The organism is Streptomyces sp. NPDC046303 (assembly GCF_055588085.1).
This window is the reverse complement of record NZ_JBVJFA010000008.1, coordinates 88,663-114,810: the sequence shown is the minus strand read 5'-3', so window position 1 is coordinate 114,810 and position 26,148 is coordinate 88,663. Positions and strand designations below refer to the sequence as shown.

Sequence of the window (26,148 nt, the reverse complement as noted above, 5' to 3'; positions counted from 1 at the left end):
GCCGCGGAGCCGCGCCGGCCCGGCGGTCAGGTGCTGATGCGCTCCTCGCCCGCGTAGATGTTCATGTTCGGGCCGCGCAGGAAGCCGACCAGGGTCAGGCCCGATTCCAGGGCCAGGTCCACCGCCAGGGAGGACGGGGCCGAGACCGCGGCCAGGATCGGGATGCCCGCCATCACGGCCTTCTGGGCGAGCTCGAAGGAGGCCCGGCCCGACACCAGCAGGACCGCGCCCGTCAGCGGCAGGCCGCCGGACTGGAGGGCCCGGCCGACGATCTTGTCCACCGCGTTGTGGCGGCCCACGTCCTCGCGCAGGTCCAGCAGCTCCCCCTCCGCCGTGAACAGGCCGGCCGCGTGCAGCCCGCCCGTGCGGTCGAAGACCTTCTGGGCCGCCCGCAGCCGGTCCGGCAGCATGCCGAGGAGGTCCGCGGAGATCCGTACGGGGTCGGCGGCCGTACCCGGGAAGCGCGTCGCCGTGCGGACCGCGTCCAGGCTCGCCTTGCCGCACAGGCCGCAGGAGGAGGTCGTGTAGACGTTCCGCTCCAGCGTGATGTCCGGCACCGGGACGCCGGCCGCCAGCTGCACGTTGACCACGTTGTAGGTGTTGGAGCCGTCCTCGGCCGCCCCCTCGCAATAGGTGACGGCCCGCACGTCCGAGGCCGCGGCGAGCACCCCCTCGCTGACCAGGAAGCCCACCGCCAGCGCGAAATCGTCCCCCGGGGTGCGCATCGTGATGGCCAGCGGCTTGCCGTTCAGCCGTATCTCCAGCGGCTCCTCGGCGACCAGCGTGTCCGGACGGACCCCCACCGTGCCGTTCCGGATCCGGACGACACGACGGCGCTCGGTGACCCGTCCCATGGCGTTCAGCCCACCCCTTCGGTTCTCGTCTGCGGCCCTTGCCTGTCTGCGACAACCTCATTGTCGCGGTTCCGCTTCCCGCACCGCCCCCGGCTGCCGGATCCTCGGGAATCTCCAAATTCCGGCCCCGGAATCCTGTCGGGTCACACGCACACGTACCCGTCAGTAGCAGGCGAAGCTGGGTGATCCTGCACTTCCGTACAAAGGGGGACCCCGCCCATGACCGGTTCACGCGTGGTGGCGCTAGGGCACTACCAGCCCGCGAAAGTGCTCACCAACGAGGACCTCGCGGCCATGGTCGACACCACGGACGAGTGGATCCGGTCCCGGGTCGGCATCAAGACGCGCCACGTCGCGGGCCCGGACGAGCCGGTGGACGAGCTGGCCTTCCAGGCGGCGGGCAAGGCCCTGGCCGGCGCCGGCCTGACCCCGGACGACATCGACCTCGTGCTGGTGGCCACCTCCACCGCCATCGACCGCTCGCCCAACATGGCCGCGCGCGTCGCCGCCAAGCTGGGCATGGGCGGCGGCCCCGCGGTGATGGACATCAACGTCGTCTGCTCGGGCTTCACGCACGCCCTGGCCACCGCCGACCACGCCATCCGGGCCGGCTCCGCCTCCCGCGCGCTGGTGATCGGCGCCGACAAGATGACCGAGATCACCGACTGGAGCGACCGCTCCACCTGTGTGCTCACCGGCGACGGCGCCGGCGCGGCCGTCGTGGAGGCCAGCGAGGAGCCGGGCATCGGCCCGGTGCTGTGGGGTTCGGTCCCCGAGATGGGCAACGCCGTCCGCATCGAGGGTTCCCCGCCGGTCTTCGCCCAGGAGGGCCAGTCCGTCTACCGCTGGACCACCAGCCAGCTCCCGCCGCTCGCCCGCAAGGTGTGCGAGAAGGCCGGCGTCCTCCCCGAGGAGCTGGCCGCCGTGGTCCTGCACCAGGCGAACCTGCGGATCATCGAGCCGCTCGCCGCCAAGATCGGCGCCGTCAACGCCGTCGTCGCCCGCGATGTCGTCGACTCGGGCAACACCTCGGCCGGCAGCATCCCGATGGCCCTGTCCAAGCTGGTGCAGCGCGGCGAGATCCCCACGGGCGCCCCCGTCCTGCTCTTCGGTTTCGGCGGCAACCTCTCCTACGCGGGCCAGGTCATCCACTGCCCGTAAACCGGGCAAGACGCACCGTCTCGCCACGCTCGTCGCTGCATGCGTGCAGGTCAGCACGGCGTGGCGGGGCGGCGGCGGCTCGGATAAGTGGTCGGAGGCCCGCCAATCCTTTGCTATTGTTGTCCATGTCGCCGCGGGAAACCGGGGCCGACCACCTGGTCCGGGTGGCGGAATGGCAGACGCGCTAGCTTGAGGTGCTAGTGCCCTTTATCGGGCGTGGGGGTTCAAGTCCCCCCTCGGACACCAGCTAAGACCCCAGTCAATCTGGGGTCTTTTGCGTTTCCGGCTGTGGCTTGTCCCACCACGTGACCAACGCCCGGCGCATCGCCAGGCCAGACCCGGGCCGCCGTCACGAGCCCGGTCCCTGTCCGGGAAGCGGTCGCGCCGCCGGACGGCGCCCCGGGGGCGGGCGCGCTCGTGCGGCATCATGGGCGCGAGTGGGGTAAGGGGAGCAACGTGTCGCAGGACGAGCCGCGCAACAGCACTGTGATTGTCGGGCGTTACCGCTTGGGGAAGCGGCTGGGCAGGGGCGGGATGGGCACCGTCTGGGAGGCCTCCGACGAACTCCTCGGACGCTCGGTGGCCGTCAAGGAACTCCACGTCGGGGACGGCACGCAGTCCCGGGGCGCCGTACGCGAGGCGCGCACCGCGGCCCAGATCAAACACCCGCACGTGGTCGTGGTCCACGACGTCGTCGAGCACGACGGGCAGCCCTTCATCGTCATGGAGCTCGTCGAAGGCCGTTCGCTCGCCGACCGGCTCGCCGCCGACGGGCCGCTGGATCCCGCCGAGACCGCCCGTACGGGACTCGCCCTCCTCGGCGCGCTGGACGCGGCACACGCCCGTGGCGTGCTGCACCGCGACATCAAACCGGCCAACGTGCTCCTGGAGTCGGGAACAGGCCGGGTCGTGCTCACCGACTTCGGCATCGCCCGCCTCGCCGGATCCACCACCATCAGCGAGACGGGCGCCTTCGTCGGCTCTCCCGAATACACCTCGCCCGAGCGCATGCAGGGCGCCGCCGCGGGACCCGCGTCCGACCTGTGGTCCCTCGGCGTGCTGCTGTGCACCGCGCTGACCGGAGCCTCGCCCTTCCACCGGGATTCGCTCGGCGGCGTCCTGCACGCCGTCGTGTACGACGAGATCCGGCCGCCGGAGCAGGCGGGACCGCTGCGCCCGGTGATCCTGGGGCTGTTGGAACGCGACCCGGAGCGGCGGCTGGGGGCGGCCGAGGCCGAACGACTGCTGTCGGCGTACGTGACCACCGGCACGCTGCCCCTCTCCTCCGAGGCCTCGGACCTCCCGGACCGCTCCGACCGGGTGCCCGGACCGAACCCGCCGCGGCGGCCCCGGCCGGCCCGCCGCCGCGGCCGGCTGATCGCGGCCTCGCTCGTCGCGGTGGCCGTCGCCGCCGCCGGCGGTGTGACCGCGCTATCCCTGGCCGGCGACCGCACGGACGGCCGGGCGCACGGCACCGGGCCGAGCGCCCCCGCGACGGCGTCCCCCGCCACCCCGTCCCCCGCGACGGCGTCCACGACCGCCGCACCCGCCGCACCCGCCCCGCCCGGCGCCGGTGTGACCGTCACGACGGCCCCGGCCGGGGCGCCGGCCGGGGCGCCGGCCAAGCCCGCGCCGCCCGGGTACCGGATCCGCACCGATCCGCAGGGCTTCGCTCTCGCCGTCCCCGACGGCTACCAGCGCACCACCGACGACCAGCGCGTCTTCTACAGCTCCCCGGACGGGGCGATCCGGATCGGCATCAAGGTCAAGCCCTCCGAGCCCGAGGGCCCGCTCGGCGCGATGCGGCGCGCCGACGCCGCCGGCCCGGACACCAATCCCGGGTACCGCGACCGGTCGGTCCTCGCGACGACGCACAACGGACTGCCCGCCGCCCTCTGGGAGTTCACCTGGGACGGCTTCACACGGGCCGAAGGAGCACGGCACACCTTCGACCTCTGCTGGGACGAGAACGGCCGCATGTACGACGTGTGGGTGTCCGCCCCCGTCAGCCGCCTCGCCGAGGCCCGCAGCCGCTTCGACGCGGCGCTGGACTCCTTCGTCCCGGCCGGGACGGGCTCCGCGCGCCCCTGATCACGTGCCCAGGACCACCAGACCCGTCGGCGTCGCCAGCGTGCCCGGCTCGACCTGAGTGAAGGTGTGCGGCAGGGACAGGCACGGCTGGCCGGTGTCCGGGAGGGCGTCGAAGAGGTACGCCTCCGCGGAGCCGGTGTCGCTGACCAGGTGGGGGCCCGAGGGGGAGCCGGTCGTCCCGGTGAGCGGGGTGCGGAAGAGCCGCCGGAGGTGGCGCAGGGTCTCCGGAGTCAGCGGCGCCCGCCTCGGCTCGGACCGGGGCGGTACGGCCTGGTGCTCCGCGCCCGAAGCGTCCGAATTGCGCGAAGCGCCCGAGGCGCCCGAGGCCGCCGCGGCACCCGGGACCCCGCCGGTGCCCGGGGCGGACGATGCCTCCGCGGTGGACGGGGCCGCCGGGGCGTCCGGAGGGATCGCGCCCGACAGCAGCAGCGCCAGCAGCACGGGGACGGCCTTGCGGCGCAGGGCCGCGGTCGCCGAGGCGAGCCGGTGCGCATGGGCCGCGGGGAGCGAGAGGGCGAGGCTTCCGGCGGCGTCGCCGGTGGCGATCGGGACCGCCGAGCAGACCACCCCGGGGGAGTACTCGAGCAGGTCGAAGACGGGCGCGCCCGGTGCCACCGCGTCCAGGGCGGTGAACAGGGCCCGGCTGTCGGTGATCGTCCGCGGCGTGAGCCGGGCCGGGCGGTGCCGAGCCACGTGGTCGGCGCGCAGGTCGTGGTCGAGCTGCGTCAGCAGGCACTTGCCCACGGCGCTGGCGTGGGCGGCGGCGCGGAAGTCCACCCACTCCCGCACCGGCGGGGCTCCCGGCCCGTCCGCCATCTGGGTGATCCGGACCTCGCCGTCCGCGTACCGGCTCAGGTAGACGGCGGCGCCGACGCTGTCCCGGGCCAGGGCCAGGGTGCGCTGGAGCTGGCCCGCGAGACCGTGGCCGCCCGGCGCGGCGAGCCGGTCCAGGGCCGGCCCGCGCGCGTACACCCCGGCGGCCGGGCGGTACGCGTACTCCTCCTCGCACAGCATCGACAGCAGCGGGCCGAGCTCCTCGCCGGTGAGGCCCGACGCCCGCGCGAGCTGGGCGGCCCGCACACCCAGGGGGTGCTGCTCCAGGACCCGTACGACGGCCAGCGCACGCCGGGCTTCCGCCAGGGCTTCGCCGGTCCCGGCCTGGACGACGGTCCCGCGCGCCGCCGCCGTCAGCGCCGGGTGGCGCAGCGGGCCGGCCGCCAGGAGCGGTACGGGCGCGGCCGCCGGGGCGGGGGCGGCGGCCCGCCGGGCGGAGGCGGCCGGGGCGGGGGTGACCAAGGCCGGCGGCGTCCGGAACGCGGCCAGCACCCCGGACAGCCCCGGCCTGGGCAGCGGCACCGGTCCCAGATCGGGATCGTCGAGCTGGTCGAGGTACCGCAGGACCGCGGCCTGCGCGCACAGCCGTACCTCGCGCAGGTCTCTGCGGCCGCCCGGCCGGTAGCCGCGGCGGCCCAGCTCGCGCGCCCACAGCCGGGCGTCGTGGTGCTCTCCGCGCCGGGAGTGGTCGAGGAACAGGCAGTACGCGGCCGCGGCGGTCCGCGCGCTGCCCGACCCGGCGGCGAACTGCCACCAGAACCGGGCGCCTTCGCGCAGCCCGGCCAGGTGCAGCAGACAGCCGAAGACGACCGCGCCGGCCAGGTCGGTGTGCCCGCCGGAGACGAAGGAGTCGAGCTGTGCCTCGGCCTTCGGCGCGCACACGGAGGCCAGGCAGGCGGCCTTGAGGTCGCGCCGGGCCCGTTCCGAGTCGAGCGGGCAGTCCCGCGCCGGGTCGCTCCAGCCGAACACCGACCGGCGGCGGGCGCGGTGGCCGGGGACGGGGGCGTGCGCGGTCGCGCGCAGCAGCCGGGCCTCGGCCGCGCCCAGGTCGTAGTGGGGATAGCGGTCGCGGACGCTCGCCCGGGCCAGGAACTCGGCCAGGGAGCGGGGGGTCGGTTCGCCGTCCTGCGGTTGCCGGCGTTCGAGGGGCCTCATGATTCGGCTGATTCGGCTGATTCGGCGGCGTCGGCGGCCTCCACGGACGTGTCGAGCAGGCGGGCCAGGCGCCGGTGGGCCTGCCCCAGGTACGAGCGGACCGTGGCCTCGTCGACGCCCATCACGGCGGCGGCCTCACCGGGGGAGCACTGGAGCCCGTACCGCAGCAGTACGGCATCGCGCTGCCGCTCGGCGAGCCGGGAGACGGCGGAGTAGAAGCGGATGGTGTCGGTCAGCACCTCGTACTGGTCGGCGTGGGCCTCCTTGAGGGCGGCCTCGAAGGCGCTGATGTCCATCGGCTCGGGCCGGTGCGGCTGCCAGGGGTAGCGCCGGTGCTGGCGCTCGACCAGGCACTGCTTGAGCACGGTCCACGCGTAGGCGTCCAGCCGGTCCATGTGGAGCATGCGCAGCCACTCGCCCATGATCGAGTCGAAGGCGGCGTCCACCGCTTCCTCGGCCGCCTCGTCGGAGCCCAGCTGCAGATACGCGAAGCGCATGTACGCGGGCCGCCGATTGGCATGGAAGGCCCAGTACGACAGACGCGCCGTCGGATCCCACTGGCTCATGGGTGTCGGCCGCCGGCGCCGGCTCGGCAGTCCCACGGCCCCACCGGACTCCTCCGGTCCGCCATCGCTCACCGTTCCACCTCATCCCCTGTGCCGCGGAACAGGAAATCAGCGCGGGCGCACTCGGAAGGCACAGAGGAGAAACCTGGAAATATTACGTTCGGTGATGACCGGGTCGTGATCGAGCGTGATCACGCAGGCGTTCAACCAGCGCGTATGCATATGCCGGTCGCAGATGGCAGTGCACGGCGCGTGACGATGTCGGGGCCTGTAGCATGGGCGCCACCGCGAGGGCCGTGACGCAGAGGTCACCACCCTCGCTTTTGCGTTACGTCCACCCTGAAACAAATGCGGCGCGGGGCCTTTCGGCGGTTCGATACGATGAACCGCACTCACGATCCGTCACGTCACGCGGTACCGCACATACGAAATGGAGCATCCGAGGATGGCTCGACACCTGATCACCAGCGCGCTTCCCTACATCAACGGGATCAAGCACCTGGGCAACATGGTCGGGTCGATGCTTCCGGCGGATGTGTACTCCCGGTACCTCCGCCAGCGCGGCCACGACGTCCTCTACATCTGCGCCACCGACGAGCACGGCACCCCCGCCGAGCTCGCCGCCAAGGAGGCCGGTCTGTCGGTCGCCGAGTTCTGCGCGCAGGCACACGACGCCCAGAAGGCGGTCTACGACGGCTTCGAGCTGTCCTTCGACTACTTCGGCCGCAGCTCCTCGGAGCAGAACCGCGAGATCACCCAGCACTTCGCGCGCCGGCTCCAGGAGAACGGCTTCATCGAGGAGCGCGCGATCCGGCAGGTCTACTCGCCGGTCGACGGCCGCTTCCTGCCGGACCGCTACGTCGAGGGCACCTGTCCGCACTGCGGCTACGACAAGGCCCGCGGCGACCAGTGCGAGAACTGCACCCGCGTCCTGGACCCCACCGACCTGATCGAGCCCCGCTCGGCGATCTCCGGCTCCACCGAGCTGGAGGTCCGCGAGACCAAGCACCTCTTCCTGCTCCAGTCCAAGCTGCAGCACGAGGTCGAGGGCTGGGTCGCGCGGCACGAGGAGGAGTGGCCGCAGCTGGCGTCCTCCATCGCCCGCAAGTGGCTCACCGAGGGCCTGCACGACCGCGCCATCACCCGCGACCTCGACTGGGGCGTCCCCGTCCCGGCCGACACCTGGCCCGAGCTCGCGGCCGAGGGCAAGGTCTTCTACGTCTGGTTCGACGCCCCGATCGAGTACATCGGCGCGACGAAGGAGTGGGCGGACCTCCAGGCCTCCGACGGCGACTACAAGTCGTGGTGGTACGAGGCCGAGGACGTCCGGTACACGCAGTTCATGGCCAAGGACAACGTCCCGTTCCACACGGTGATGTTCCCCGCCACCGAGCTGGGCACCCGCGAGCCGTGGAAGAAGGTCGACTACGTCAAGGCCTTCAACTGGCTGACGTACTACGGAGGCAAGTTCTCCACCTCGCAGAAGCGCGGCGTCTTCACCGACCAGGCGCTGGAGATCCTCCCGGCCGACTTCTGGCGCTACTTCCTCATCGCCAACGCGCCCGAGTCCGACGACTCGTCCTTCACGTGGGAGCACTTCGCCGCCACGGTCAACAAGGACCTCGGCGGCACCCTCGGCAACTTCGTGAACCGCGTGCTGACCTTCTCCCGCAAGAAGTTCGGCGACGAGGTCCCGGCGGGCAGCCCCGCCGGCGAGGCCGAGGCCAAGCTGGGCGAGCAGATCGCCGAGCTCCTCGCCGAGTACGAGGGCCACATGGAGGCCCTGCAGTACCGCAAGGCCGCGGCGGCGCTGCGTGCCCTGTGGTCTGCCGGAAACGCCTACCTCGACGAGAAGGCCCCCTGGCTGGAGGTCAAGACCGACCTGGAGGGCGCGGCGCTCACCCTGCGCACCGCGATGAACCTCATCCACCTCTACTCGGTGGTCTCCGAGCCGTTCATCCCGGCGTCGGCGCGCGCCATGCGCTCCGCGTTCTCCCTCGCCGGCGACACGGCGGCGTGGATCACGCCGGAGCAGGCGAAGTCGCTGGACATGGTCCCGGCCGGTACGCCGTTCACCGTGCCGCCGGTGCTCTTCGCGAGGATCACCGAGGAGGACCTGGAGTCCTACCGCGAGCGGTTCGGCGGTACCGAAGCGGGCTGACACCCGTCCGACCGAAGGGGCGCGACCAGCCGTGGCCGCGCCCCTTCGGCGTACCCGCAGCGCCGGGCGGACCGCGTCAGGCGGGGACGGCCTTCAGTTCCTGGTCGTCGCCGTCGGAGTCCAGCGGCGGGTACGCGACGGCCCCCCGCACCAGGCAGTCCTCGAAGAAGCCGAGGCAGCGCAGGTGGTAGGCGCGGGCCGCGTATCCCAGGCTGATGTTGTGGCCGGCCTCCGGCTGCCGGTTGATGTGCACCCGGGGGGCGGCGGTGAGCCGCGACCGCAGCTCGGCGAGCGCGTCCCGGTCGTACCGCCACCACGGCTCGTGCTCGGCGAAGGTGAACCGTACGGGCACCCGGACGCGTCCGGCGGCGCTTTGGAAGACCCCGGGCCAGCGGGCGATGTCCGCCTGCTCCCGGGGCGGCACGGGGGCGACGATCGAGCCGCAGGTGGAGAAGGTGCTCGGCGGGTACAGGCGCAAGGGGCCCCAGCTGCGCCGGCCTCCTCGGGACGCGCCCGTTCCGGTGAAGGCGTCCGGTGCGTAGCGGTGGCCGCAGCCGGAGATCTCCACGCCGAGCAGGTCGGGCGGGGCGTGGTCGGCGGCGGTGAGCAGTGCGACCTTGCCGCCGAAGGAGTGGGCCAGGAGGAACGTGCCGGCCCCCGTGGGATACCGGGCGCCGAAGTCCCGTACGGCGGCGGCGAGGGTGGCGGCCTGTTCGGCGACCGGCTGCCCCTCGGGGAGGGCCTCCGCGGAGCGGCCGTAGCCCGGCCGGTCGACGGCCACGACCGTGTACCCGAGCAGGGCACCCAGGGTGAGCAGGGAGAAGTCGGGCAGGGCCTGGCTGTCGAAGTATCCGGCGCTCATGCCCGCCCCGTGCACCGCGACCACCGTCGCCCGCGGCGGGCCCCCGGACGGTTCGCAGAGCAGGGCGGACAGGGCCGTGCCGCCGGCGTCGAGCTCGATCCGGCGCACCCCCGGAGACAGGCCGGCCGGTGCGGCGGTCATGCCGCCACCGCCCCGGGGCCCGTCTTCCGGATCGGGCCCGCGGTCGGCTCGGCGCCGAGGATGATGACGTCCGTGTCCACGGGAGCATCCTGCGCTCGGATTGTCCTATTCATGACGTGACGCGCCGAACCCGGTCCGATCTGCTCGGCCAACGATCTTGTCCGGTCTACCGCGTGTCGAACCAGGGCCGTGATCGTTTCTTCAGCCGTAACCCCATGAACCTCATGGGCCTTATGTGCGCTGCGGAAACGGGAGGACGCGCGGTGACCGCTTGGCAGTACCTCGCCGGGGCGGGCCTGGTGGCAGCCCTGTGCCCGTTGCACGGGCACGTGGCGGTCGCGGCCGACGGGCACGGCCGCGGCGCCCGCGTCGACCTGTGCGTGCCGGCCGGCGAGCCGGGGCGGCCCGTGTTCCGGCCGCCCTCGGTCGTCACGGGCGAGCCCCGGCCCGAGCGGCCCACCGCGCACCACCCGGGGCGGTCCCCTGAACGGGCCGCCCCGGACCGGCCCGGGGCGGCGCGGCCGCCCGCCGCGCCGGAGCCGCCGGGCCCCGCCGGCCCCGCGGAGCCCGCGGGTCCGGCGCGGCCCGCGGTGCCCGCCGCGGAGGCCGGGGCCGGGGGGCCGGAGCCACCGGTGCCCGCGCCGGATCCCGGGTCCGCGCCAGGGCCGGACCGGGCGGACGCACCCGCCCCGCCCCGGCCCAGGGCCGCGGCCGTGAGCGCCTTCCGCGTGCGTCCGTACCGCTCCGTGGCGCTGGAGCGGCGCGGCCCCGGCGGGATGTCCACCGTGATGCTCATGGTCGTGGTCACCACCCCGGCCGTACTGGCGGCCGCCGCCCTGCGCCCCCGGTCCAAGGGCCGCGGCTGACCGACCCCGCACCACGTACGCGAACCGCCCACCCCAACCACCCACCCCAACCGCCCACCGAACCGTCACGGGAGAATCCACGTGTCCGAATGGCTGGTCCTGGCCATCGCCATGGTGCTCGTCTGCGCCCTCGTCCTCGCCATCACCCTGATCCGGCACCGCCGGGTCGCCGGCGACGAGGACACCAGCGAAACCCCCGATGTCATCGAGTACATGACCATGATGGTGGGCGTGGTCTACGCGATCGTGCTGGGCCTGGCCATCGCGGGCGTCTGGGAGGCGCGCGGGGCCGCCGAGGACAGCGTCCGCCGCGAGGCACAGGCGCTGTACGAGGTCACCCAGCGCGCCGACGTCTATCCGGCCGCCGTCCGCGACCGGATCCGCGGAGAGGTGGACGCGTACGTCTCCCACACGGTCGCCGTGGACTGGCCGCTGCTGACCTCCGGGGAGGGCGCGTCGGCGGAGGGGGCCCGGCTCCTCGGCAAGCTGCGCAGCGACGTCACCCACCAGAGCCCGGCCACCGAGCTCCAGGCGCAGGCCTACCAGCCGCTGCTGGACCACATCGCCGCGGCGGATGACGCCCGCCACTCGCGCACCCAGAGCTCGGAGTCCACGCTGCCGAGCGTGGTGTGGTTCGGGCTGCTCGTCGGCGGGGTGGTCACGGTAGGGCTGATCTTCACCCTGCAGATCAGCCGCTCGGGGCGGGAACTGCTGCTGGCGGGGCTGTTCAGCGCGCTGATCGTGTTCCTGCTGTTCATGGTGTGGAGCTTCGACGCGCCCTACGGCCGCGACGGTATCGACTCCGCCGGCCCCTTCCAGGACCTGTTCCCGGCGACGGCGGCGGCCGCCGCGCGCTGAGTGCGCGGGAGCGGCACCGCCAGGCCGGCCCGGTCCCCTCGGGTCCGCCGCTCAGGCGCGGCCGCTCCCGGACAGCGCGGCCTGCTGCCGGACCGCCCGCACCACCGGCGAATGCCGCAGGGCGTGGGAGATCCGCAGCAGGTCGCGCGGCCCGTCCGCGGTGTCGAGCACGGTCTCCTCGCCGGCGCCGATGACCTTGCCCTCGGGGTCCGCCGCGCGGGCCTGTACGGCGGCCGCGACCATGGCGGCGTCGCCGACCGCGCGGGCGGTCGCCCCGTCGGCGCCCTCCGCGAGGGCCCGCTCGTGGGCCTCGTCGCGCAGACGCCGGTCGAAGTACGGGCCGAGGTGCAGGAATCCGTCGTGGATGTCCGACTCCCGCTGGATCACGCGCAGCTCGGCGGCGGACCACCAGGCCATCTGGACGGACGGGGTGCCGCCGGGCGCCGAGATCTGCACCTCCTGCCACAGCGAACCGAGCCTGCGGTACGTCGTCCAGGTCTCCCAGCTGTCCGACACCCGCTGGCAGACCAGCGGGAGCACGAAGCCGATCGCGCTGATCAGCGCGCCGACGGAGGCCAGCGGCGGGGCGACGAGCGTGCTGAGGAAGTCGAGGTCGCGGCCGGCCCAGCGGGCGATGACCGCGGACATCTTGGTCGCGTCGTAGCTGAGGTTGAACAGGTAGCCGACGACGATGATCATCAGGCCGACCCGCAGCCAGCCGCGCACCTGGAGGGACCAGCGCCAGCACATGGCGACCATCACCACCGCGGCCACGTTGTGCGCCGCCAGGTAGAGCGCGATCATCTCGCGGATGTACGGGGTGTTCGCGTAGTGGGTGTCCAGGTCGCGGAGCCGCTCCTCCGGAGCGTCGCCGAGGGCGAACAGCACGACCAGGGCCACGATCACGACGCTGTAGCCGAGGATCCAGCGCCGCGAGGTCCGGCGGGTCTCCTCGGGCGGTCCGCCCCGCCAGTTGACGACCAGCACCAGGCAGGACGCGCTGAACGCGGTGATCAGGCAGTACACCAGCGGGGCGGAGATGTTCGGCACGCCGGTCCAGCGGTTGACCGCCGCGATGGTGGGCGGGGCGGCGAAGGCGAACACGGCTCCGGCCAGCGTCAGCAGTGCGCAGACCGACCGGAGCAGCGGGTCACGCCAGTTGTGGCGCAGGGCCGGCAGCTTGAAGGCGAGGGAGACCGCCATCGCGGCTGCCGGTATGTAGTAGTCCTGGCCGTTCAACGATCGTTCCTGTGCCCCCGATAGCCCAGCGCTGCCTCGATCCGGCCCGCCAGATGGTCGCGTTGTGCCGGAGCCCGGTGGCTCGCCGACCCGGCGAGCCAGGTCCGGCACCGGCTGCCCAGCAGTAAGCCGAAGGTCTCGGCCTCGGTCTCCTCGCGTACGTCGGCACGCGTGCGCGCGGCGACGCGGCGGACCGTCTCGCCGATGTCGGCCTCGTCGGACAGCAGCCGGGCGGCGACGGCGGCGCCGTCGACGTGGTGGCTGCAGTGGCCGGCCTTCATGTGCCACAACTCGTGGCCCAGGATCACCAACTGGTGGTCGGGTGCCGTGCGCTCCTCGATGACCACGAGATCGCGGTCCGCCATGTCGAGCCACAGGCCGCTGGCCGTCCCCGGCGGGAACGAGGCCATCCGGAACTCCACCCGGCGGCCGCGGTGTCTGCTCATGCCCTCGCAGAGGGCGGCGTAGAGGTCCACGGGTTCCACGGGGGCGGTCAGCCGGATCCCGGCCACCAGCTCCCCGCACAACCGCCGCTGCTCTCTGCCTATGCTCACCGTTCTCCCCGTCGGCGCGGATCCGGATCAGGACTCAAGGATCAGACCCAGATGTTTCGACTGGGTCAGGATTCGTTCGGTTTGACGCTTTCGAGGAGCATGTCCAGCCATTCGGTCACCTTGTCCCGGTGCTTGTCGCTGGGCAGTTGAGCGGCTCTCCAGGCGATGCCCCGCACACCGTGGTTCTGGAGGAGTCTTGCCAGCGGATCCCCCGCCGAAGCGGCCGCGGCCGGTACGGTTTCCCGCGCGCGGCCCGCGAAGTCCTGGAGGAGCTGCTGCTCGGTCCGCTGGAGGGCGTCGGTGAGGGCGTCCGCGTCGTGGGCGGTGAGGAAGCCGGCGTGCACCCCGAAGAAGCGCTGGATCGCGTCGCAGTGTTCCATGGTGGGGCGGCGGTCGCCGTTGATCAGGGCGCCGGCCTGCTGCCGGGACATCCCGGCGCCGTCCGCGATCTCCTGCTGCGTGTAGCGGCGGCCGTTGGGTTTGACCCGGGTGCGCCGCAGCAGGTCGAGGCGCTGGAGGAATCGGGTCTGGAGATCGGGTTCGCCGGCCGGCCTGCCGTCGAGCAGGATCCTGACCACGTCCGTGGGCACGCCGGACGCCTCCGAGAGGCGCCGCAGGTCGAAGACCTGGTTCAGGTCGCGGCCCAGCTTGCCCGCGAGATCGGCGACGCGCGTGACGGTGGCTGCCAGGGGTGCGTGGGCCACCGCGACGGGAGCCGGGAAGCCGTCTGTCACCAGGGGTTCTCCTAGTTCGCACGAAGTCGGTACGGGCACATGGTCGGCTTCTGGAATCTAGCCGTTATCGCCCCGAAGGGCTAGAACGTGCCACAGCTGTGGCGGGAATGAGCTGTCAAGAGGCTGGAATTGCCACAATAGTTGACACTCGAATGAAGTCGGTAGCAGGATCGCCACACGGAAATGAAGATCCAGACCGTGAGGAGGGGGAGCTCTCGGTGCCACATCTCGCAGCGGTGGGCCCGGCCGACGGCCTCGCCCGAGCCGGTGAGGAGCGCCTGGCGGGCGAGGAGTCCGCACGCGGCGCCGTGCGGTCGGAGCGACGCAAGGAGATTTTGCGCCAGCGCCGCGAGGAACTGGGGCTGAGCCAGGAGGACCTCGCCGCTCGGCTGCGCATCAGCGTGCGCGCGTACGGCAATTGGGAACGCGGCCTGGTCAAGGAGTGGACGGACCGCAAACTGCTGGCCCTGGCAGAGGCGTTGGAGATGAGCGAGCGGCAGTGCTTCTGGCTCTTCCGCGTCATGGTCGACCGTGATCCCCCGCCCACCTGGCGGGCGTCCGAGGAGAACCGGCTGCCCGAGGACCCCGCGCAGCGCGACTACCTGTGCGACTACGCGGCCCTGATGGAATCCGTCCCCTACCCGAGCTTCCTCGTGGACCACCGCTGGGACGTCGCGCTCACCAACTCGGCCTTCGACCAGCTCTTCCAGTCGGTCCGGCCGCATCCCACGGCCCTGCCGGACGACAACTTCCTGCGCTTCGTGCTGTTCCACCCGGACGCCGCGGCCGTGCTGGAGGACCACGAACCCGGCTGGTGCGTACCGCTGCTGGCCCAGTTCGCGACCGCGCTCGACGCCGCCCCGGAGGACGAGGGGCTGCGCAGCATCCGCCAGGAGGTGGCCCGCGATCCCTTCATGGAGGCGGCCTACCGCTACGGCGTGCCGCACTGGCTGAGCATGCGCGGAGCCGAGGCGGCCGAACAGGACGGGGCGGTACGGACCGTGCGCCACCCCGACCCGCGGCGGGGGCTGGTGCGCTGCCGGATGGTGGCCGAGACCAGCCGGATGCTGGACGGGATGGGGCTGACCCGGATCACGCTGATCCTCTCGGCGCCGCAGGGTGCGCCGATGGGTCCGGTCGGAGGCGGCGGGACGGTCCAGCAGCAGGGCGCCAGACTGCGCGCCGTGCCGTCGCTGGGGGAGTGAGCGGCCGGGGGAGACTGGTCCCCGTAGGTCGCGTGCCACGGACGCCGTGCCGGTCCCGTGTCACCGATCGTGGCACTGGTGTCGGTGAAGGGCGGTAAGGGCGTGCGGCTGACGATCCTCGGCGGGGGCGGGTTCCGGGTACCCCTCGTCTACGGAGCGCTCCTCGGCGACCGTGCCGAGGGCCGGGTGACCGAGGTGACCCTGTACGACGCGGATCCGGCGCGGCTCGGCGCCATGGTCCGGGTGCTCGCGGACCAGGCGGCCGCCGCCGGAGTGTCCGACGCCCCGGCCGTCACGGCGACCGGGGACCTCGACGAGGCCCTGCGCGGGGCCGACTTCGTGTTCTCGGCCATCCGGGTCGGCGGGCTCGAAGGGCGGGCCGCCGACGAGCGGATCGCACTGGCCGAGGGGGTCCTGGGCCAGGAAACGGTGGGCGCGGGCGGGATCGCGTACGGTCTGCGGACCGTTCCGGTGGCCCGGGAGATCGCGCGCAGGATCGCCCGTACCGCACCGGACGCCTGGGTCATCAACTTCACCAACCCGGCCGGCCTGGTGACCGAGGCGATGGCCGAGGAGCTCGGCGAGCGCGTGATCGGCATCTGCGACTCGCCCGTGGGGCTGGGCCGGCGCATCGCCCGGCTGCTGGGTGCCAGGCCGCAGGAGGCCTGGATCGACTACGTCGGCCTCAACCACCTGGGCTGGGTGCGCGGGCTGCGCGTCGCCGGCCGCGACGAACTGCCCCGGCTGCTGGCCGACACCGAGGCGCTGGAGTCCTTCGAGGAGGGCCGGCTCTTCGGGGCCGACTGGCTGCGCTCGCTCGGCGCGATCCCGAACGAGTACCTGCACTACTACTACTTCAACCGCGACACCGTACGGGCGTACCGGGAGGCCGCGCAGACGCGCGGGGCCTTCCTGCGCGACCAGCAGCGCGGGTTCTACGCCGAGGCGGGCCGGGACGGGGTGCCGGCCGGGGCGGCGCTGGCCGCCTGGGACCGGACCCGGGCCGAGCGCGAGGCCACGTACATGGCCGAGAACCGCGAGGCGGCGGGGGTCGGCGAGCGCGACGAGAGCGACCTGGAGTCCGGCGGCTACGAGAAGGTGGCGCTCGCGCTGATGCGGGCCATCGCCCGGGACGAGCGGGCCACGCTGATCCTCAACGTCCGCAACGGTTCGACCCTGTCGGTCCTCGACGCGGAAGCCGTGATCGAGGTGCCCTGCCTGGTCGACGCGAACGGCGCCCACCCGGTGGCGGTCGCCCCGCTGCCGCTGCACGCGGTCGGCCTGGTGACGGCGGTCAAGGCGGTCGAGCGGGAGGTGCTGGCGGCCGCGGCGAGCGGCTCGCGGGCGGCCGCGGTGAAGGCTTTCGCACTGCACCCGCTGGTGGACTCCGTGGGCGTGGCCCGGCGGCTGCTGGAGGGGTACGCGTCCGAGCACCCGGGCCTGGCCTACCTGCGCTGATGCCCGCGCGGGGCCTCCGTACGGTCGCCCGTGCGGCCCAGTGCCGCATGCGGCCGGGCGGGGAGGCTGTGAGAGTGCGAGGGTGACGACTGCCCCCGCCGGCACTCCCGCCGACAGCCCTCCCGCACCGGCGACGGCGCCCCCCGTGCTCGACCGGCGGCGGCGCAACGTCATCTTCGGCACGATCATGCTCGGCGTACTGCTGGCGGCCCTCGACCAGACGATCGTGGGCACCGCCCTGCCCACGATCGTGGCGGATCTCGGCGGCGGGGACCACATGGCGTGGGTGGTGACCTCCTACCTGCTCGCGGAGACCGTCGCGACGGTGCTGGTGGGCAAGTTCGGCGACCTGTTCGGCCGGAAGTTGATCTTCCAGGTGTCGGCGGTCATCTTCATCAGCGGCTCCTTCCTGTGCGGCCTGGCCGGCAACATGACCTTCCTGATCCTGTGGCGGGGGGTCCAGGGCATCGGCGCCGGCGGTCTGATGGTCACCGCGATGGCGCTGATCGCCGATGTGGTGCCCCTGCGCGAGCGGGGCAAGTACCAGGGTTTGATCGGCGCCGTCTTCGGCGTCTCCACCGTCATCGGGCCGCTCCTCGGCGGACTGTTCACCGACCAGCTGAGCTGGCGGTGGTGCTTCTACGTCAACGTGCCGATCGCGATCCTCGTCGTCATCGCGGCCGCCCGGACGATCCCGTCGGTACGGGCCGCGGGTAAGCCGGTCATCGACTACCTCGGCATCGCCCTGGTGGCGATCGGCTCGAGCGCCCTGATCCTGGCCACCAGCTGGGGTGGCAACGAGTACGCCTGGAGCTCGGCGCCCATCATCGGCCTGTTCGCGGGCGGCGCCCTCGCGCTGGCGCTGTTCTGCCTGGCCGAGACGCTGGCCGCGCAGCCGATGCTCCCCATGCGGCTCTTCCGCAATCCGGTCTTCTCCGTCTGCTCCGTCCTCAGCTTCGTCGTCGGGTTCGCGATGCTCGGCGCGATGACCTTCCTGCCGACCTACCTCCAGTACGTCGACGGGGACTCGGCCACCATCTCGGGCGTCCGGACCCTGCCGATGGTCTTCGGGCTGCTGCTCGCCTCGGTCTTCAGCGGCAACGTCACCAGCAAGACCGGCCAGTACCGGATCTTCCCGATCGCGGGCTGCGCGGTCATGGGCGTCGGCCTGTACCTGCTGTCGCGGATGGAGCCCGGGACGAGCACCCTGCTGGAGTCGCTGTACATGTTCGTGCTCGGTGCCGGCATCGGCCTGTCCATGCAGGTGCTGACGATCGCCGTGCAGAACACGGTGGACTACGCCGACCTCGGCACGGCGACCTCCGGGGTCACGTTCTTCCGTACGCTCGGCAGCTCCTTCGGAACGGCGGTGTTCGGGACGATCTACGCGAACAGCCTGGGGCCCGAGCTGAGGGCGGGGGTAGCGGAGGCGGCGCGGCTCACCGGGGAGGACCCGGCGCGCCTGGCCGAGGCCGCGTCGAGCCCGCAAGGGGTGCACGGCCTCGATCCGACGGCTGCGGGACCGGTGATCGACGCCTACGCGCAGGCCCTGCACACGGTGTTCCTCTGGACCGTGCCGGTGGCGGTCTTCGGGCTGGTCGTCGGGTTGTTCCTCAAACAGGTCAAGCTGCGGGACAGCGCCCGCGCAGGGTCGACGGACATGGGGGACGGCTTCGCCTCGCCGGCCACGGCCAGCGGGGATTCGGCCAAGCTGCTGGAGCTCGCGGTCGGCAAACTCGTCCGGAGCATGGGGGCGGAGACGGCGCGCTCGATCGTCCACGCCTCCGACACCCGGCTGGACATGGCGGGTGCGTGGGCGGTGATGCAGGTGGAACTCATGACCCGGACGGTGGGCTACGCCAGCCTCGGGCTGATCGCCGGCCGCCGCTCCGTGCCGTCGGAGGTGCTGCTCCCGGTCTTCGACCGGATGGTGGAGGAGGGCTACCTCACCCGCGAGGGCACCTTCTTCGCGCTGACCCCGGCCGGTCAGCGGGAGGCCGGCGTCATTTCGGAGGCGTGGGCCGACTGGCTGGGCGACCAGCTGGAGAAGGACCGCGGCCGGCCGCGGAGCGCGGAGCTGAGGGTGGCGGCGGACGCGATCGCGAAGCGACTGCTGGCGGAGGACCTGGGCGAGGGCAACTTCGCGCCGCGGCCGGTGGCGTAGGGAGGCGCGCCGGGGACGGCGCGGGGAACCTTCGGGGGCAGCCGGTCGTCCTTCCCTGCGGGAGCACGACCAAGGCCGCCACGACCAAGGCGCCACGACCAAGGCGCCACGACCAAGGCGACGAACGCGGGGAACGCGAGCAACGGGGGTACCACTCATGGCCGTCACGCTGGCGGAGGAGATCATGCTGCTCTCCCTGGACGACGAGTCCGGGGCGGCGCGGCAGCGGCAGGCGGTGGGCTGGGCCGTGGCGGGCGGGATCCTGCTCGAACTCGCCCTGGCGGAGCGGGTGTCGGTGAAGGGCAAGTACCTGGAGCTGGCGGACGATACGCCCACCGGGGAGGAACTGCTCGACGGCCGGCTCCGGTTGATCGGGACTTGGCTGCGCGGACGCAGCAAGCGCCGGGTGACGGACTGGCTGGCGAAAGACCAGGCCAAGGCGGTCGGCGCCGCCGTGGAACGGCTGCGCGCACGCGACGTGGTCGCGCTGGAGGAGAGCAAGGTGCTCGGGGTGTTCCCGCGGCGCCGTTATCCCGAGACCGACGGCACGGTCGAGCGGGCGCTGCGGGAGCGGCTCGCCGCCGTCGTGCTCCGGGGCGCCGAACCGGACGAGCGCACGGCAGGTCTCGTCGCGCTGCTCCACGCGGCAAAACTGCATGCGCTCGCCTTCCCCGACGTGCCGCGCAAGCAGGTCACGTCGCGGATGGCCGAGACAGCCGCCGGCCAGTGGGCGGCCGAGAGCGTGCGCGCCGCCGTCCGCGACATGCAGGCGGCGATGGCGGCGGTCACGGTGGTGACGGTCGCCGCGGTGACCTGAAGGTTCCGCGGGCCTACGGCGTGGGGGTGGGCGGAGCCGGGGGGTTCGTCCCGGCCGCGGCCGCGGTCGGGTAGTCGTACGTGGGCAGGGGCGGCAGCGCCGTGAGGTCCGGGCGCCAGACGCGCAGCACCCCCACGGACGGCTCGTAGAGGGCCGTGGGGATGTCGGCCGGGTCGAACCACTGCCAGCGGGCGATCTTGTCCGGCTCGGTGACCGCGGGGACGCCGTCGGCCGTCGCGGTCACGGCGGCGGCCGTGAGCCGGGTCAGGCCCGCCTCCGCGTCGATCTGCACGGAGAGGATCCGGATCGCCTCGGGATCCACACGCAGAGCCGTTTCCTCGGCCAGTTCCCGGGCGGCGGCCTGCTCGAAGCCCTCCCCGGCGTCGACCTTGCCGCCCGGCAGCTCCCAGCGGCCGTCGTGCGCCTGGCCGAGCAGGACCCGGCCGTCCGGGCCGACCACGACCAGGCCGACTCCGACGACGGCATGGGGCTGCGCGGTCGCCCGTTCGGGGCGTCCGGGGCGTTCGGGGTGCTCGTCGGTGGTGCTCATGTGCGTCCTTCCGGTGAGGTGGTCGGCCTGGCACGGACGTGGATGCGCTCGCCCTGCGGCCCGAAGAGGCTGAGGCACTCCGCCCCGTGCGGGCCCGCGTTGAAGAACGCGTGCGGGGTGCGCGTGTCGAACTCGGCGACCTCGCCCGGTCCCAGGATGAGGTCGTGCTCGCCCAGCAGCAGCCGGATGCGCCCGGAGAGCACGTACAGCCATTCGTAGCCCTCGTGGACGCGCAGTTCCGGCACGGGCGGGGTGCCTTCGACGGCCGGGTAGACCTGTTTGAAGGCGTGTACCCCGCCGAAGTGGCGGGTCAGCGGCACGATGGTGGTGCCGTGGCGGACGAGGGGGCGCGGGCGGATCCGCGGATCGCCGGTCTCGGGCGCGCCGACCAGCTCGTCCAGCGCCACCCGGTGCGCCTTGGCCAGCGGGAGCAGCAGTTCCAGCGTCGGCCTGCGCTGTCCGGATTCGAGCCGGGACAGGGTGGAGAGGGAGATTCCGGTGGCCTCGCTGAGCTGGGCGAGGGTGGTGCCGCGCTCTTGGCGCAGGGCGCGCAGCCGGGGCCCCACGGCGGTCAGTACGCCGGCGAGATCGTCGTCCTCCTTCTCGGTGCCCATGCTTCCATTTGCCGCTTCGGCAACAGCATTTGTCAAGTGGGGCAGACGGGCAGATCCTCACCGGTATGGACAGGGACAGGGACAGGGACATGGACAGCGGGAAGGATGAAGAGGCGATGACGGAACGGTTCGATGTGGTGGTCGTCGGCGGCGGAGCCGCCGGGCTCGCCGGGGCGCTGACCCTGGTCCGGGCCCGCCGCTCGGTGCTGGTGCTCGACTCGGGCAGCCCGCGCAACGCACCCGCGGCGCACCTGCACGCGTACCTCGGCCAGGACGGGCAGAGCCCGGCCGACCTGCTGGCCCGCGGAAGGGCCGAGGTCGCCGGCTACGGCGGCCGGATCCGGCCGGGCACGGTCGTCGCCGCGGACCGGCTGCCCGGCGGGGGCTTCCTGGTCCGCTGCGGCGACGGCTCGACCGTCCGGGCGGGGCGGCTGCTGGTCGCCACCGGCCTGGTGGACGAACTGCCCGCCGTGCCGGGACTGCGGGAGCGCTGGGGGCGCGACGTGCTGCACTGCCCGTACTGCCACGGCTGGGAGGTGCGGGACGAGCAGGTCGCGGTACTGGCCGACGGCCCCCTCGCCGTGTTCCAGGCCGGGCTGTGGCGGCAGTGGAGCGCCCGGACCACGCTGCTCTCGCACACCTGGCGGCTCACCGACGAGGACCGGGAGCTGCTGGCGGCCCGGGGCGTCGAGGTCGTCGAGGGCGAGGTGACCGGGCTCCTCGTCGACGAGGACCGGCTGACCGGGGTGACCCTGGCCGGCGGGGGAGCGGCCCGGTGCGGGGCGCTCGTGGTGGCACCCCGGTTCACCGCGCGCTCAGGAGTCCTGAGGGGCCTGGGCCTGCCGACGGCCGCTCTGGAGCGTGACGGCCACGTCGTCGGGACCTGCGTCGAGTCCGACCCGGCGACCGGGGCCACCGCGCACCCGGGTGTCTGGGCGGCGGGCAACGTGACCTCCCCGATGGAGCAGGTCGCCGGGGCGGCCGCCCAGGGGGTGCGCGCGGCCGTCGCGATCAACGCCGACCTGATCGAGGAGGAGACGCGGCGTGCCGTGGAGGCGTACCGCGCGGGAGGCGGGCGGACGCCGGCCGTCTCGGTCTGAGCAGGCGCCGAGCGGTGCCTCCGCACATCCGGCCCCTCGGACAATCGTGCGGGTTTCGGTCGGCCTTCGATCGTGCAGGCTCCCTGCGATGTGATCGTCGTACGGTTCATCGGCTCAGGGGGGCGCAATGGCACATGTACTGGTCATCGGCGGAGGTGTCGGAGGGCTGGCCACCGCTCTGCTCGCGGCACGGCAGGGTCACACGGCGGAGCTGTTCGAGCGGGACACGCGCGCGCCGGGGACCGCGCTCGACCGCGACTTCTTCGGCTGGCGGCGGCCGACCGTGCCGCAGGCGAGCCAGCCGCACGCGCTGTTGGGAGCCGCGCGCAACGTCCTGCGCGAGGACCTGCCCGACGTCCACGCGGAGATGCTGAGGCTGGGGGCGCGCGAGCGGCACGAGCTGGACTGGTTCGACGAACGGCCCCCCGCGCGCCCCGGCGACGAGGACCTCGTCATGCTCCAGGCCCGGCGGATCCTCCTGGAGAGCGCGCTGGCCACCGCCCTGCGCGCCGAACAGGGAGTCGTCTCGCGGTACGGGGAACCGGTCACGGGGCTGCTCACGGCATCCGGGTGCGGTGGCGGGGGCGGTGACGGGCTCGGGCGCGGGGAGGGGCCGGGGGTCCGCGTGACGGGAGTGACCACGGAGGCCGGGAGCTATCAGGGGGACCTCGTGGTGGACGCGGGCGGGCGGCGCGGCGGCGTCGAGCGCTGGCTCACCGCGGCGGGATGCCGTCCCCCGGTCGTGGAACGGCACCGTACGGGGCTCGCGTACTTCTGCCGCTGGTACCGGCTGCCCGACGGCATGGACGAGGGTCCGCGCCGTCCCTGGGCGGTGACGGGCGGCGCCTTCGCCGGGTGCGCGGTCTTCCCCGCCGACAACCGGGTCTTCGCCGTGACCCTGTTCGTGCACACCACGGACACCACGCGCTCGGCGCTGCGCGACCCCGCCGTGTTCGAGGCCGCGGCCCGTTCCTTCCCGCCGGGCGCGGCCTGGCTGGCACTCGGCGGCGCACCGCTGTCGGAGGTGCTCGCCACGGCGAGTCTGGACAACCGGTGGAGCGCGCTGGTCGACGAGCGGGGGCCGGTGGTGACCGGGCTGGTGCCGGTCGGCGACGCGATCACGCACACCAACCCGACCCTCGGGCAGGGCACCTCGCTCGCGCTGTGGGCGGCCCGCAGGGTGGCCCGTACGGCACACCGGGACCCGGGGTCGGAGCGGTTCGCCGCCGAGCACCACGCGTGGGCGGTGCGCACCCTGAAGCCGTGGTTCGACTTCCAGGTCGTCGCGGACGCGGCCATCGGGGAGCGGTTCGCGACCCGGGTCGGACGTACGGGGACGGCCCGCGAGGTGGCGGCGCTGTTCGACTGCGCGCTGGAGGATCCGGAGGTGATGCGGGCCCGGGCCAGGGTCCGGCACCTGGCCGACATGCCGGAGCGGGCCTACGCGGATCCGGAGGTCCGGGCCCGGGTGGCGCGCTGGCTCGCGGCGCGGCCGGACTACGAGCCGAACGCGACGGGACCGGACCGTGCGGAGTGGGAGAAGCTCACGGCGGGCTGACACGGCGGGCTGACACAGCGGGCTGACACGGCGGGTGGCCGGGTGCCGGTCGACGCCCTTGGGCGCTGGTCAGCCGGCCGGGGGAGCGCCGAGCACTTCGGCGAGGTCGTAGCGGACGACCTCCTCCAGCTGGTCGTACGTGCAGCTCTCCGGCACCCGGTCGGGCCGCCAGCGGCGGAACTGCGCGGTGTGCCGGAAGCGGTCGCCCTCCATGTGGTCGTAGGCCACCTCGAGGACCCGCTCGGGGCGCAGCGGCACCCAGGACAGGTCCTTCTTGCCGGTCCAGCGGCTCTGCGCGCCGGGCAGCCGGGCGCTCTCGTGGGCGGACTCCTCGGCCCAGGCCGCCCACGGATGGCCCTCGGCGTCCGGCATGCGCAGCGGTTCGAGCTCCTCGACCAGCTCGGCGCGGCGCTTCATGGAGAACGCGGCGCACACGCCGACGTGCTGGAGGGCGCCGTGCCCGTCGTACAGCCCGAGCAGCAGCGATCCGACAATCGGACCGCTCTTGTGGAAACGGAAACCCGCGAGGACGACGTCCGCCGTACGCTCGTGCTTGATCTTGTACATGAGGCGGGCATCGGGCCGGTAGGGGAGATCGAGGGGTTTGGCGATCACCCCGTCGAGCCCGGCGCCCTCGAACTGCTCGAACCACTCCTGCGCGAGCGCGGGGTCGGTGGTGGCGGGCGCGAGGTGGACGGGGGGCCGAGCGGTGGAGAGGGACCGGGCGAGGGCGCTGCGGCGCTGGGCGAGCGGGGTGTCGAGGAGCGACTCGTCGCCGAGCGCGAGCAGGTCGAAGGCGACGAAGCTGGCGGGGGTCGTCTCGGCGAGCAGGTTCACGCGCGAGGCGGCGGGGTGGATGCGCTCGGTCAGCTGGTCGAAGTCGAGACGCCCGCCGTTGACGATCACGACCTCGCCGTCGATGACGCAGCGGTCGGGCAGGTTCTCCTTGAGGGCCGTCACCAGCTCGGGAAAGTACCGGGTCAGGCTCTTGCCGGTCCGGCTGCCGATCTCGATCTCGTCGCCGTCGCGGTGCACGACGGCCCGGAAGCCGTCCCACTTGGCCTCGTACTGCATCCCGGGCGGGATCTTCGTCACGGACTTGGCGAGCATCGGTTTCACGGGTGGCATCACCGGCAGGTCCATGTCTCCGATTCTGCGGCGGTCCGTCCGCGCCCGCCCGGTGTGCGCACCCGGCCCGACGCGCCTACCGTGGCGCACATGGGTTCTGCCGGCAATGCCATCGAGCTGGACGCGGGAGGGCGGACGGTGCGGCTGTCCAGCCCGGACAAGGTGTACTTCCCCGAGCGCGGTCTCACCAAGCGGGATGTGGCCGAGTACTACCTGGCGGTCGCGGACGGCATCACCCGCGCCCTGCGCAACCGGCCGACCACCCTGGAACGCTATCCGGAGGGGGTGGAGGGGGAGTCCTTCTTCCAGAAGCGGGCGCCGAAGAACCTTCCCGACTGGATCCCGACCGCCCACATCGCCTTCCCGAGCGGACGCAGCGCCGACGAGATCTGCCCGACCGAGCCGGCCGCCGTCCTGTGGGCCGCCAATCTGGGCTGCCTCACCTTCCATCCGTGGCCGGTGCGGCGCGAGGACACCGACCGGCCCGACGAGCTGCGGATCGACCTGGACCCCCAGCCGGGCACCGACTACCACCACGCGGTGGCGGCCGCGCACGAACTGCGGGGCCTGCTCGATGAGCTGGGGCTGCGGGGCTGGCCCAAGACCTCGGGCGGCCGCGGCCTGCACGTCTTCGTGCCGATCGAGCCGCGCTGGACCTTCACCGAGGTCCGCAGGTGCGCCATCGCCCTCGGCCGCGAACTGGAACGCCGCATGCCGGGCAAGGTCACGACGGCCTGGTGGAAGGAGGAGCGCGGCGAGCGGATCTTCGTCGACTACAACCAGACGGCACGCGACCGCACGATCGCCTCCGCCTACTCCGTCCGCCCCCGCCCGCACGCCCCGGTGTCGGCGCCGCTGCGCTGGGACGAGGTGGACGACGCGGAGCCGCGCGACTTCGACATCGTGACGATGCCGGCCCGCTTCGCCGAACTGGGCGACTTGCACGCGGACATGGACGACCACGCCTTCACCCTCGACGCCGTACTCGAACTCGCCGCCCGCGACGAACACGAACACGGCCTGGGCGACATGCCCTACCCCCCGGACTACCCGAAGATGCCGGGCGAACCGAAACGCGTCCAGCCGAGCCGCGAGAAGAAGCACGAGGACTGACCATGCTCACCCGGGGTGAGGGGGGCCGCGTGGCCCGGTGTTGATCGAGCGTTGATCGGACGTCCATCGAGGGCGGACAGGATCACCGGCATGTCGATGAACACCACTGCCGCCACCCCCACCGCCTGGTACGACCTCGCCCTGTGCGCCCAGACCGGCCCGGGCTTCTTCTTCCCGGAGCCCGGCTCGTCGCTGCGCGACGCGAAGCGGCTGTGCGGGGCGTGCGAGGGGCGTGCGGCGTGTCTGGAGTACGCCCTGGCCAATGACGAGCGCTTCGGCGTCTGGGGCGGCCTCTCGGAGTCCGAGCGCATGGCCCTGCGGCCCCGCCCCAGCTGATCCGGTCAGTCCCGTCGGCGCCGGGTCCA

Annotated in this window: 22 protein-coding genes, 1 tRNA gene and 1 pseudogene; 14 read left to right on the top strand and 10 right to left on the bottom strand. The window is 73.2% G+C overall.

Going from position 1 to position 26,148, the window contains the following annotated elements; translation table 11 throughout:
• Positions 1-26: 26 nt before the first annotated feature.
• The gene (fdhD, locus tag ACZ6I1_RS10845) at positions 27-854 is read right to left on the bottom strand and encodes a formate dehydrogenase accessory sulfurtransferase FdhD (protein ID WP_469285498.1); all 828 of its coding nucleotides are present in this window, start codon (positions 852-854) and stop codon (positions 27-29) included.
• A 219-nt stretch (positions 855-1,073) separates the two neighbouring features.
• On the opposite strand from fdhD, the gene ACZ6I1_RS10840 reads away from it, so the two are divergent.
• From ACZ6I1_RS10840 to ACZ6I1_RS10830, 3 genes are all read left to right on the top strand, one after another.
• Entirely contained in the window at positions 1,074-2,015 is a 942-nt protein-coding gene (locus tag ACZ6I1_RS10840) for a beta-ketoacyl-ACP synthase III (protein ID WP_469285496.1), read from the top strand.
• A gap of 158 nt (positions 2,016-2,173) precedes the next feature.
• Positions 2,174-2,261: transfer RNA gene (locus ACZ6I1_RS10835), tRNA-Leu, on the top strand.
• Between the two features lie 288 nt (positions 2,262-2,549).
• Positions 2,550-4,106: a serine/threonine-protein kinase gene (locus tag ACZ6I1_RS10830; RefSeq protein WP_469285493.1), complete on the top strand. Its 1,557-nt coding sequence runs from the start codon at positions 2,550-2,552 to the stop codon at positions 4,104-4,106.
• A 420-nt stretch (positions 4,107-4,526) separates the two neighbouring features.
• Here ACZ6I1_RS10830 and ACZ6I1_RS10825 read toward each other — a convergent pair.
• Together ACZ6I1_RS10825 and ACZ6I1_RS10820 are read right to left on the bottom strand one after the other, a co-directional pair.
• A pseudogene (locus ACZ6I1_RS10825) lies at positions 4,527-5,246 on the bottom strand (IclR family transcriptional regulator domain-containing protein); the annotation flags it as partial.
• A gap of 845 nt (positions 5,247-6,091) precedes the next feature.
• On the bottom strand, positions 6,092-6,697 hold the full coding sequence (locus tag ACZ6I1_RS10820; RefSeq protein WP_469285491.1) for a sigma factor-like helix-turn-helix DNA-binding protein: 606 nt from the start codon (positions 6,695-6,697) through the stop codon (positions 6,092-6,094).
• 409 nt (positions 6,698-7,106) lie between these two features.
• On the opposite strand from ACZ6I1_RS10820, the gene metG reads away from it, so the two are divergent.
• Positions 7,107-8,822, top strand: coding sequence for a methionine--tRNA ligase (metG, locus tag ACZ6I1_RS10815; RefSeq protein WP_469285489.1), 1,716 nt, complete (start codon positions 7,107-7,109; stop codon positions 8,820-8,822).
• A 76-nt stretch (positions 8,823-8,898) separates the two neighbouring features.
• Here metG and ACZ6I1_RS10810 read toward each other — a convergent pair whose 3' ends face one another.
• Complete coding sequence (locus ACZ6I1_RS10810; RefSeq protein ID WP_469285487.1) at positions 8,899-9,825, bottom strand: alpha/beta hydrolase; 927 nt, start codon at positions 9,823-9,825, stop codon at positions 8,899-8,901.
• Positions 9,826-10,088: 263 nt separating this feature from the next.
• Between ACZ6I1_RS10810 and ACZ6I1_RS10805 the strand changes: the two genes are divergently transcribed.
• On the top strand, positions 10,089-10,691 hold the full coding sequence (locus ACZ6I1_RS10805; protein ID WP_469285484.1) for a hypothetical protein: 603 nt from the start codon (positions 10,089-10,091) through the stop codon (positions 10,689-10,691).
• Positions 10,692-10,772: 81 nt separating this feature from the next.
• A complete protein-coding gene (locus ACZ6I1_RS10800; protein WP_469285482.1) occupies positions 10,773-11,549 on the top strand; it encodes a bestrophin-like domain in 777 nt (258 codons plus the stop codon).
• Between the two features lie 51 nt (positions 11,550-11,600).
• Here the strand turns inward: ACZ6I1_RS10800 and ACZ6I1_RS10795 are convergent, their stop codons facing one another.
• From ACZ6I1_RS10795 to ACZ6I1_RS10785, 3 genes are all read right to left on the bottom strand, one after another.
• Positions 11,601-12,788 (bottom strand): MAB_1171c family putative transporter, encoded by a 1,188-nt coding sequence (locus ACZ6I1_RS10795; protein WP_469285480.1) that lies wholly within the window; start codon positions 12,786-12,788, stop codon positions 11,601-11,603.
• Positions 12,785-13,342, bottom strand: a complete 558-nt coding sequence (locus ACZ6I1_RS10790; protein WP_469285478.1) for a toxin-antitoxin system, toxin component — start codon at positions 13,340-13,342, stop codon at positions 12,785-12,787. The genes ACZ6I1_RS10795 and ACZ6I1_RS10790 overlap by 4 nt, the downstream gene beginning before the upstream one ends.
• A gap of 65 nt (positions 13,343-13,407) precedes the next feature.
• A complete protein-coding gene (locus ACZ6I1_RS10785; RefSeq protein WP_469285476.1) occupies positions 13,408-14,076 on the bottom strand; it encodes a helix-turn-helix domain-containing protein in 669 nt (222 codons plus the stop codon).
• A gap of 218 nt (positions 14,077-14,294) precedes the next feature.
• Between ACZ6I1_RS10785 and ACZ6I1_RS10780 the strand changes: the two genes are divergently transcribed.
• The 4 genes from ACZ6I1_RS10780 (at position 14,295) to ACZ6I1_RS10765 (ending at position 19,720) form a co-directional block, all read left to right on the top strand.
• Complete coding sequence (locus ACZ6I1_RS10780) at positions 14,295-15,281, top strand: helix-turn-helix domain-containing protein (protein ID WP_469285474.1); 987 nt, start codon at positions 14,295-14,297, stop codon at positions 15,279-15,281.
• A gap of 102 nt (positions 15,282-15,383) precedes the next feature.
• Positions 15,384-16,739 (top strand): 6-phospho-beta-glucosidase, encoded by a 1,356-nt coding sequence (locus tag ACZ6I1_RS10775; protein ID WP_469285862.1) that lies wholly within the window; start codon positions 15,384-15,386, stop codon positions 16,737-16,739.
• 82 nt (positions 16,740-16,821) lie between these two features.
• A complete protein-coding gene (locus tag ACZ6I1_RS10770) occupies positions 16,822-18,903 on the top strand; it encodes an MDR family MFS transporter (protein WP_469285473.1) in 2,082 nt (693 codons plus the stop codon).
• A gap of 157 nt (positions 18,904-19,060) precedes the next feature.
• Positions 19,061-19,720 carry a GOLPH3/VPS74 family protein gene (locus ACZ6I1_RS10765; RefSeq protein WP_469285471.1) on the top strand — a complete coding sequence of 220 codons (660 nt, stop codon included), beginning with the start codon at positions 19,061-19,063 and terminating at the stop codon, positions 19,718-19,720.
• Between the two features lie 13 nt (positions 19,721-19,733).
• Here ACZ6I1_RS10765 and ACZ6I1_RS10760 read toward each other — a convergent pair whose 3' ends face one another.
• Both ACZ6I1_RS10760 and ACZ6I1_RS10755 read right to left on the bottom strand, forming a co-directional pair.
• Complete coding sequence (locus tag ACZ6I1_RS10760) at positions 19,734-20,270, bottom strand: nucleotide triphosphate diphosphatase NUDT15 (protein ID WP_469285469.1); 537 nt, start codon at positions 20,268-20,270, stop codon at positions 19,734-19,736.
• On the bottom strand, positions 20,267-20,884 hold the full coding sequence (locus tag ACZ6I1_RS10755) for a helix-turn-helix domain-containing protein (protein ID WP_469285467.1): 618 nt from the start codon (positions 20,882-20,884) through the stop codon (positions 20,267-20,269). Before ACZ6I1_RS10755 ends, ACZ6I1_RS10760 begins: the two co-directional genes overlap by 4 nt.
• 89 nt (positions 20,885-20,973) lie before the next feature.
• Between ACZ6I1_RS10755 and ACZ6I1_RS10750 the strand changes: the two genes are divergently transcribed.
• Positions 20,974-21,984: an NAD(P)/FAD-dependent oxidoreductase gene (locus tag ACZ6I1_RS10750; protein WP_469285465.1), complete on the top strand. Its 1,011-nt coding sequence runs from the start codon at positions 20,974-20,976 to the stop codon at positions 21,982-21,984.
• A gap of 127 nt (positions 21,985-22,111) precedes the next feature.
• Complete coding sequence (locus ACZ6I1_RS10745) at positions 22,112-23,542, top strand: NAD(P)/FAD-dependent oxidoreductase (protein WP_469285463.1); 1,431 nt, start codon at positions 22,112-22,114, stop codon at positions 23,540-23,542.
• Between the two features lie 69 nt (positions 23,543-23,611).
• On the opposite strand, the gene ACZ6I1_RS10740 is transcribed toward ACZ6I1_RS10745, so the two are convergent.
• The gene (locus ACZ6I1_RS10740; protein WP_469285461.1) at positions 23,612-24,685 is read right to left on the bottom strand and encodes an ATP-dependent DNA ligase; all 1,074 of its coding nucleotides are present in this window, start codon (positions 24,683-24,685) and stop codon (positions 23,612-23,614) included.
• A gap of 75 nt (positions 24,686-24,760) precedes the next feature.
• Here ACZ6I1_RS10740 and ligD point away from each other — a divergent pair, with 75 nt between their 5' ends.
• Both ligD and ACZ6I1_RS10730 read left to right on the top strand, forming a co-directional pair.
• A complete protein-coding gene (gene ligD, locus ACZ6I1_RS10735; RefSeq protein WP_469285459.1) occupies positions 24,761-25,783 on the top strand; it encodes a non-homologous end-joining DNA ligase in 1,023 nt (340 codons plus the stop codon).
• 90 nt (positions 25,784-25,873) lie between these two features.
• Positions 25,874-26,119: a WhiB family transcriptional regulator gene (locus tag ACZ6I1_RS10730; protein WP_469285457.1), complete on the top strand. Its 246-nt coding sequence runs from the start codon at positions 25,874-25,876 to the stop codon at positions 26,117-26,119.
• The last annotated feature ends 29 nt before the right edge of the window (positions 26,120-26,148 follow it).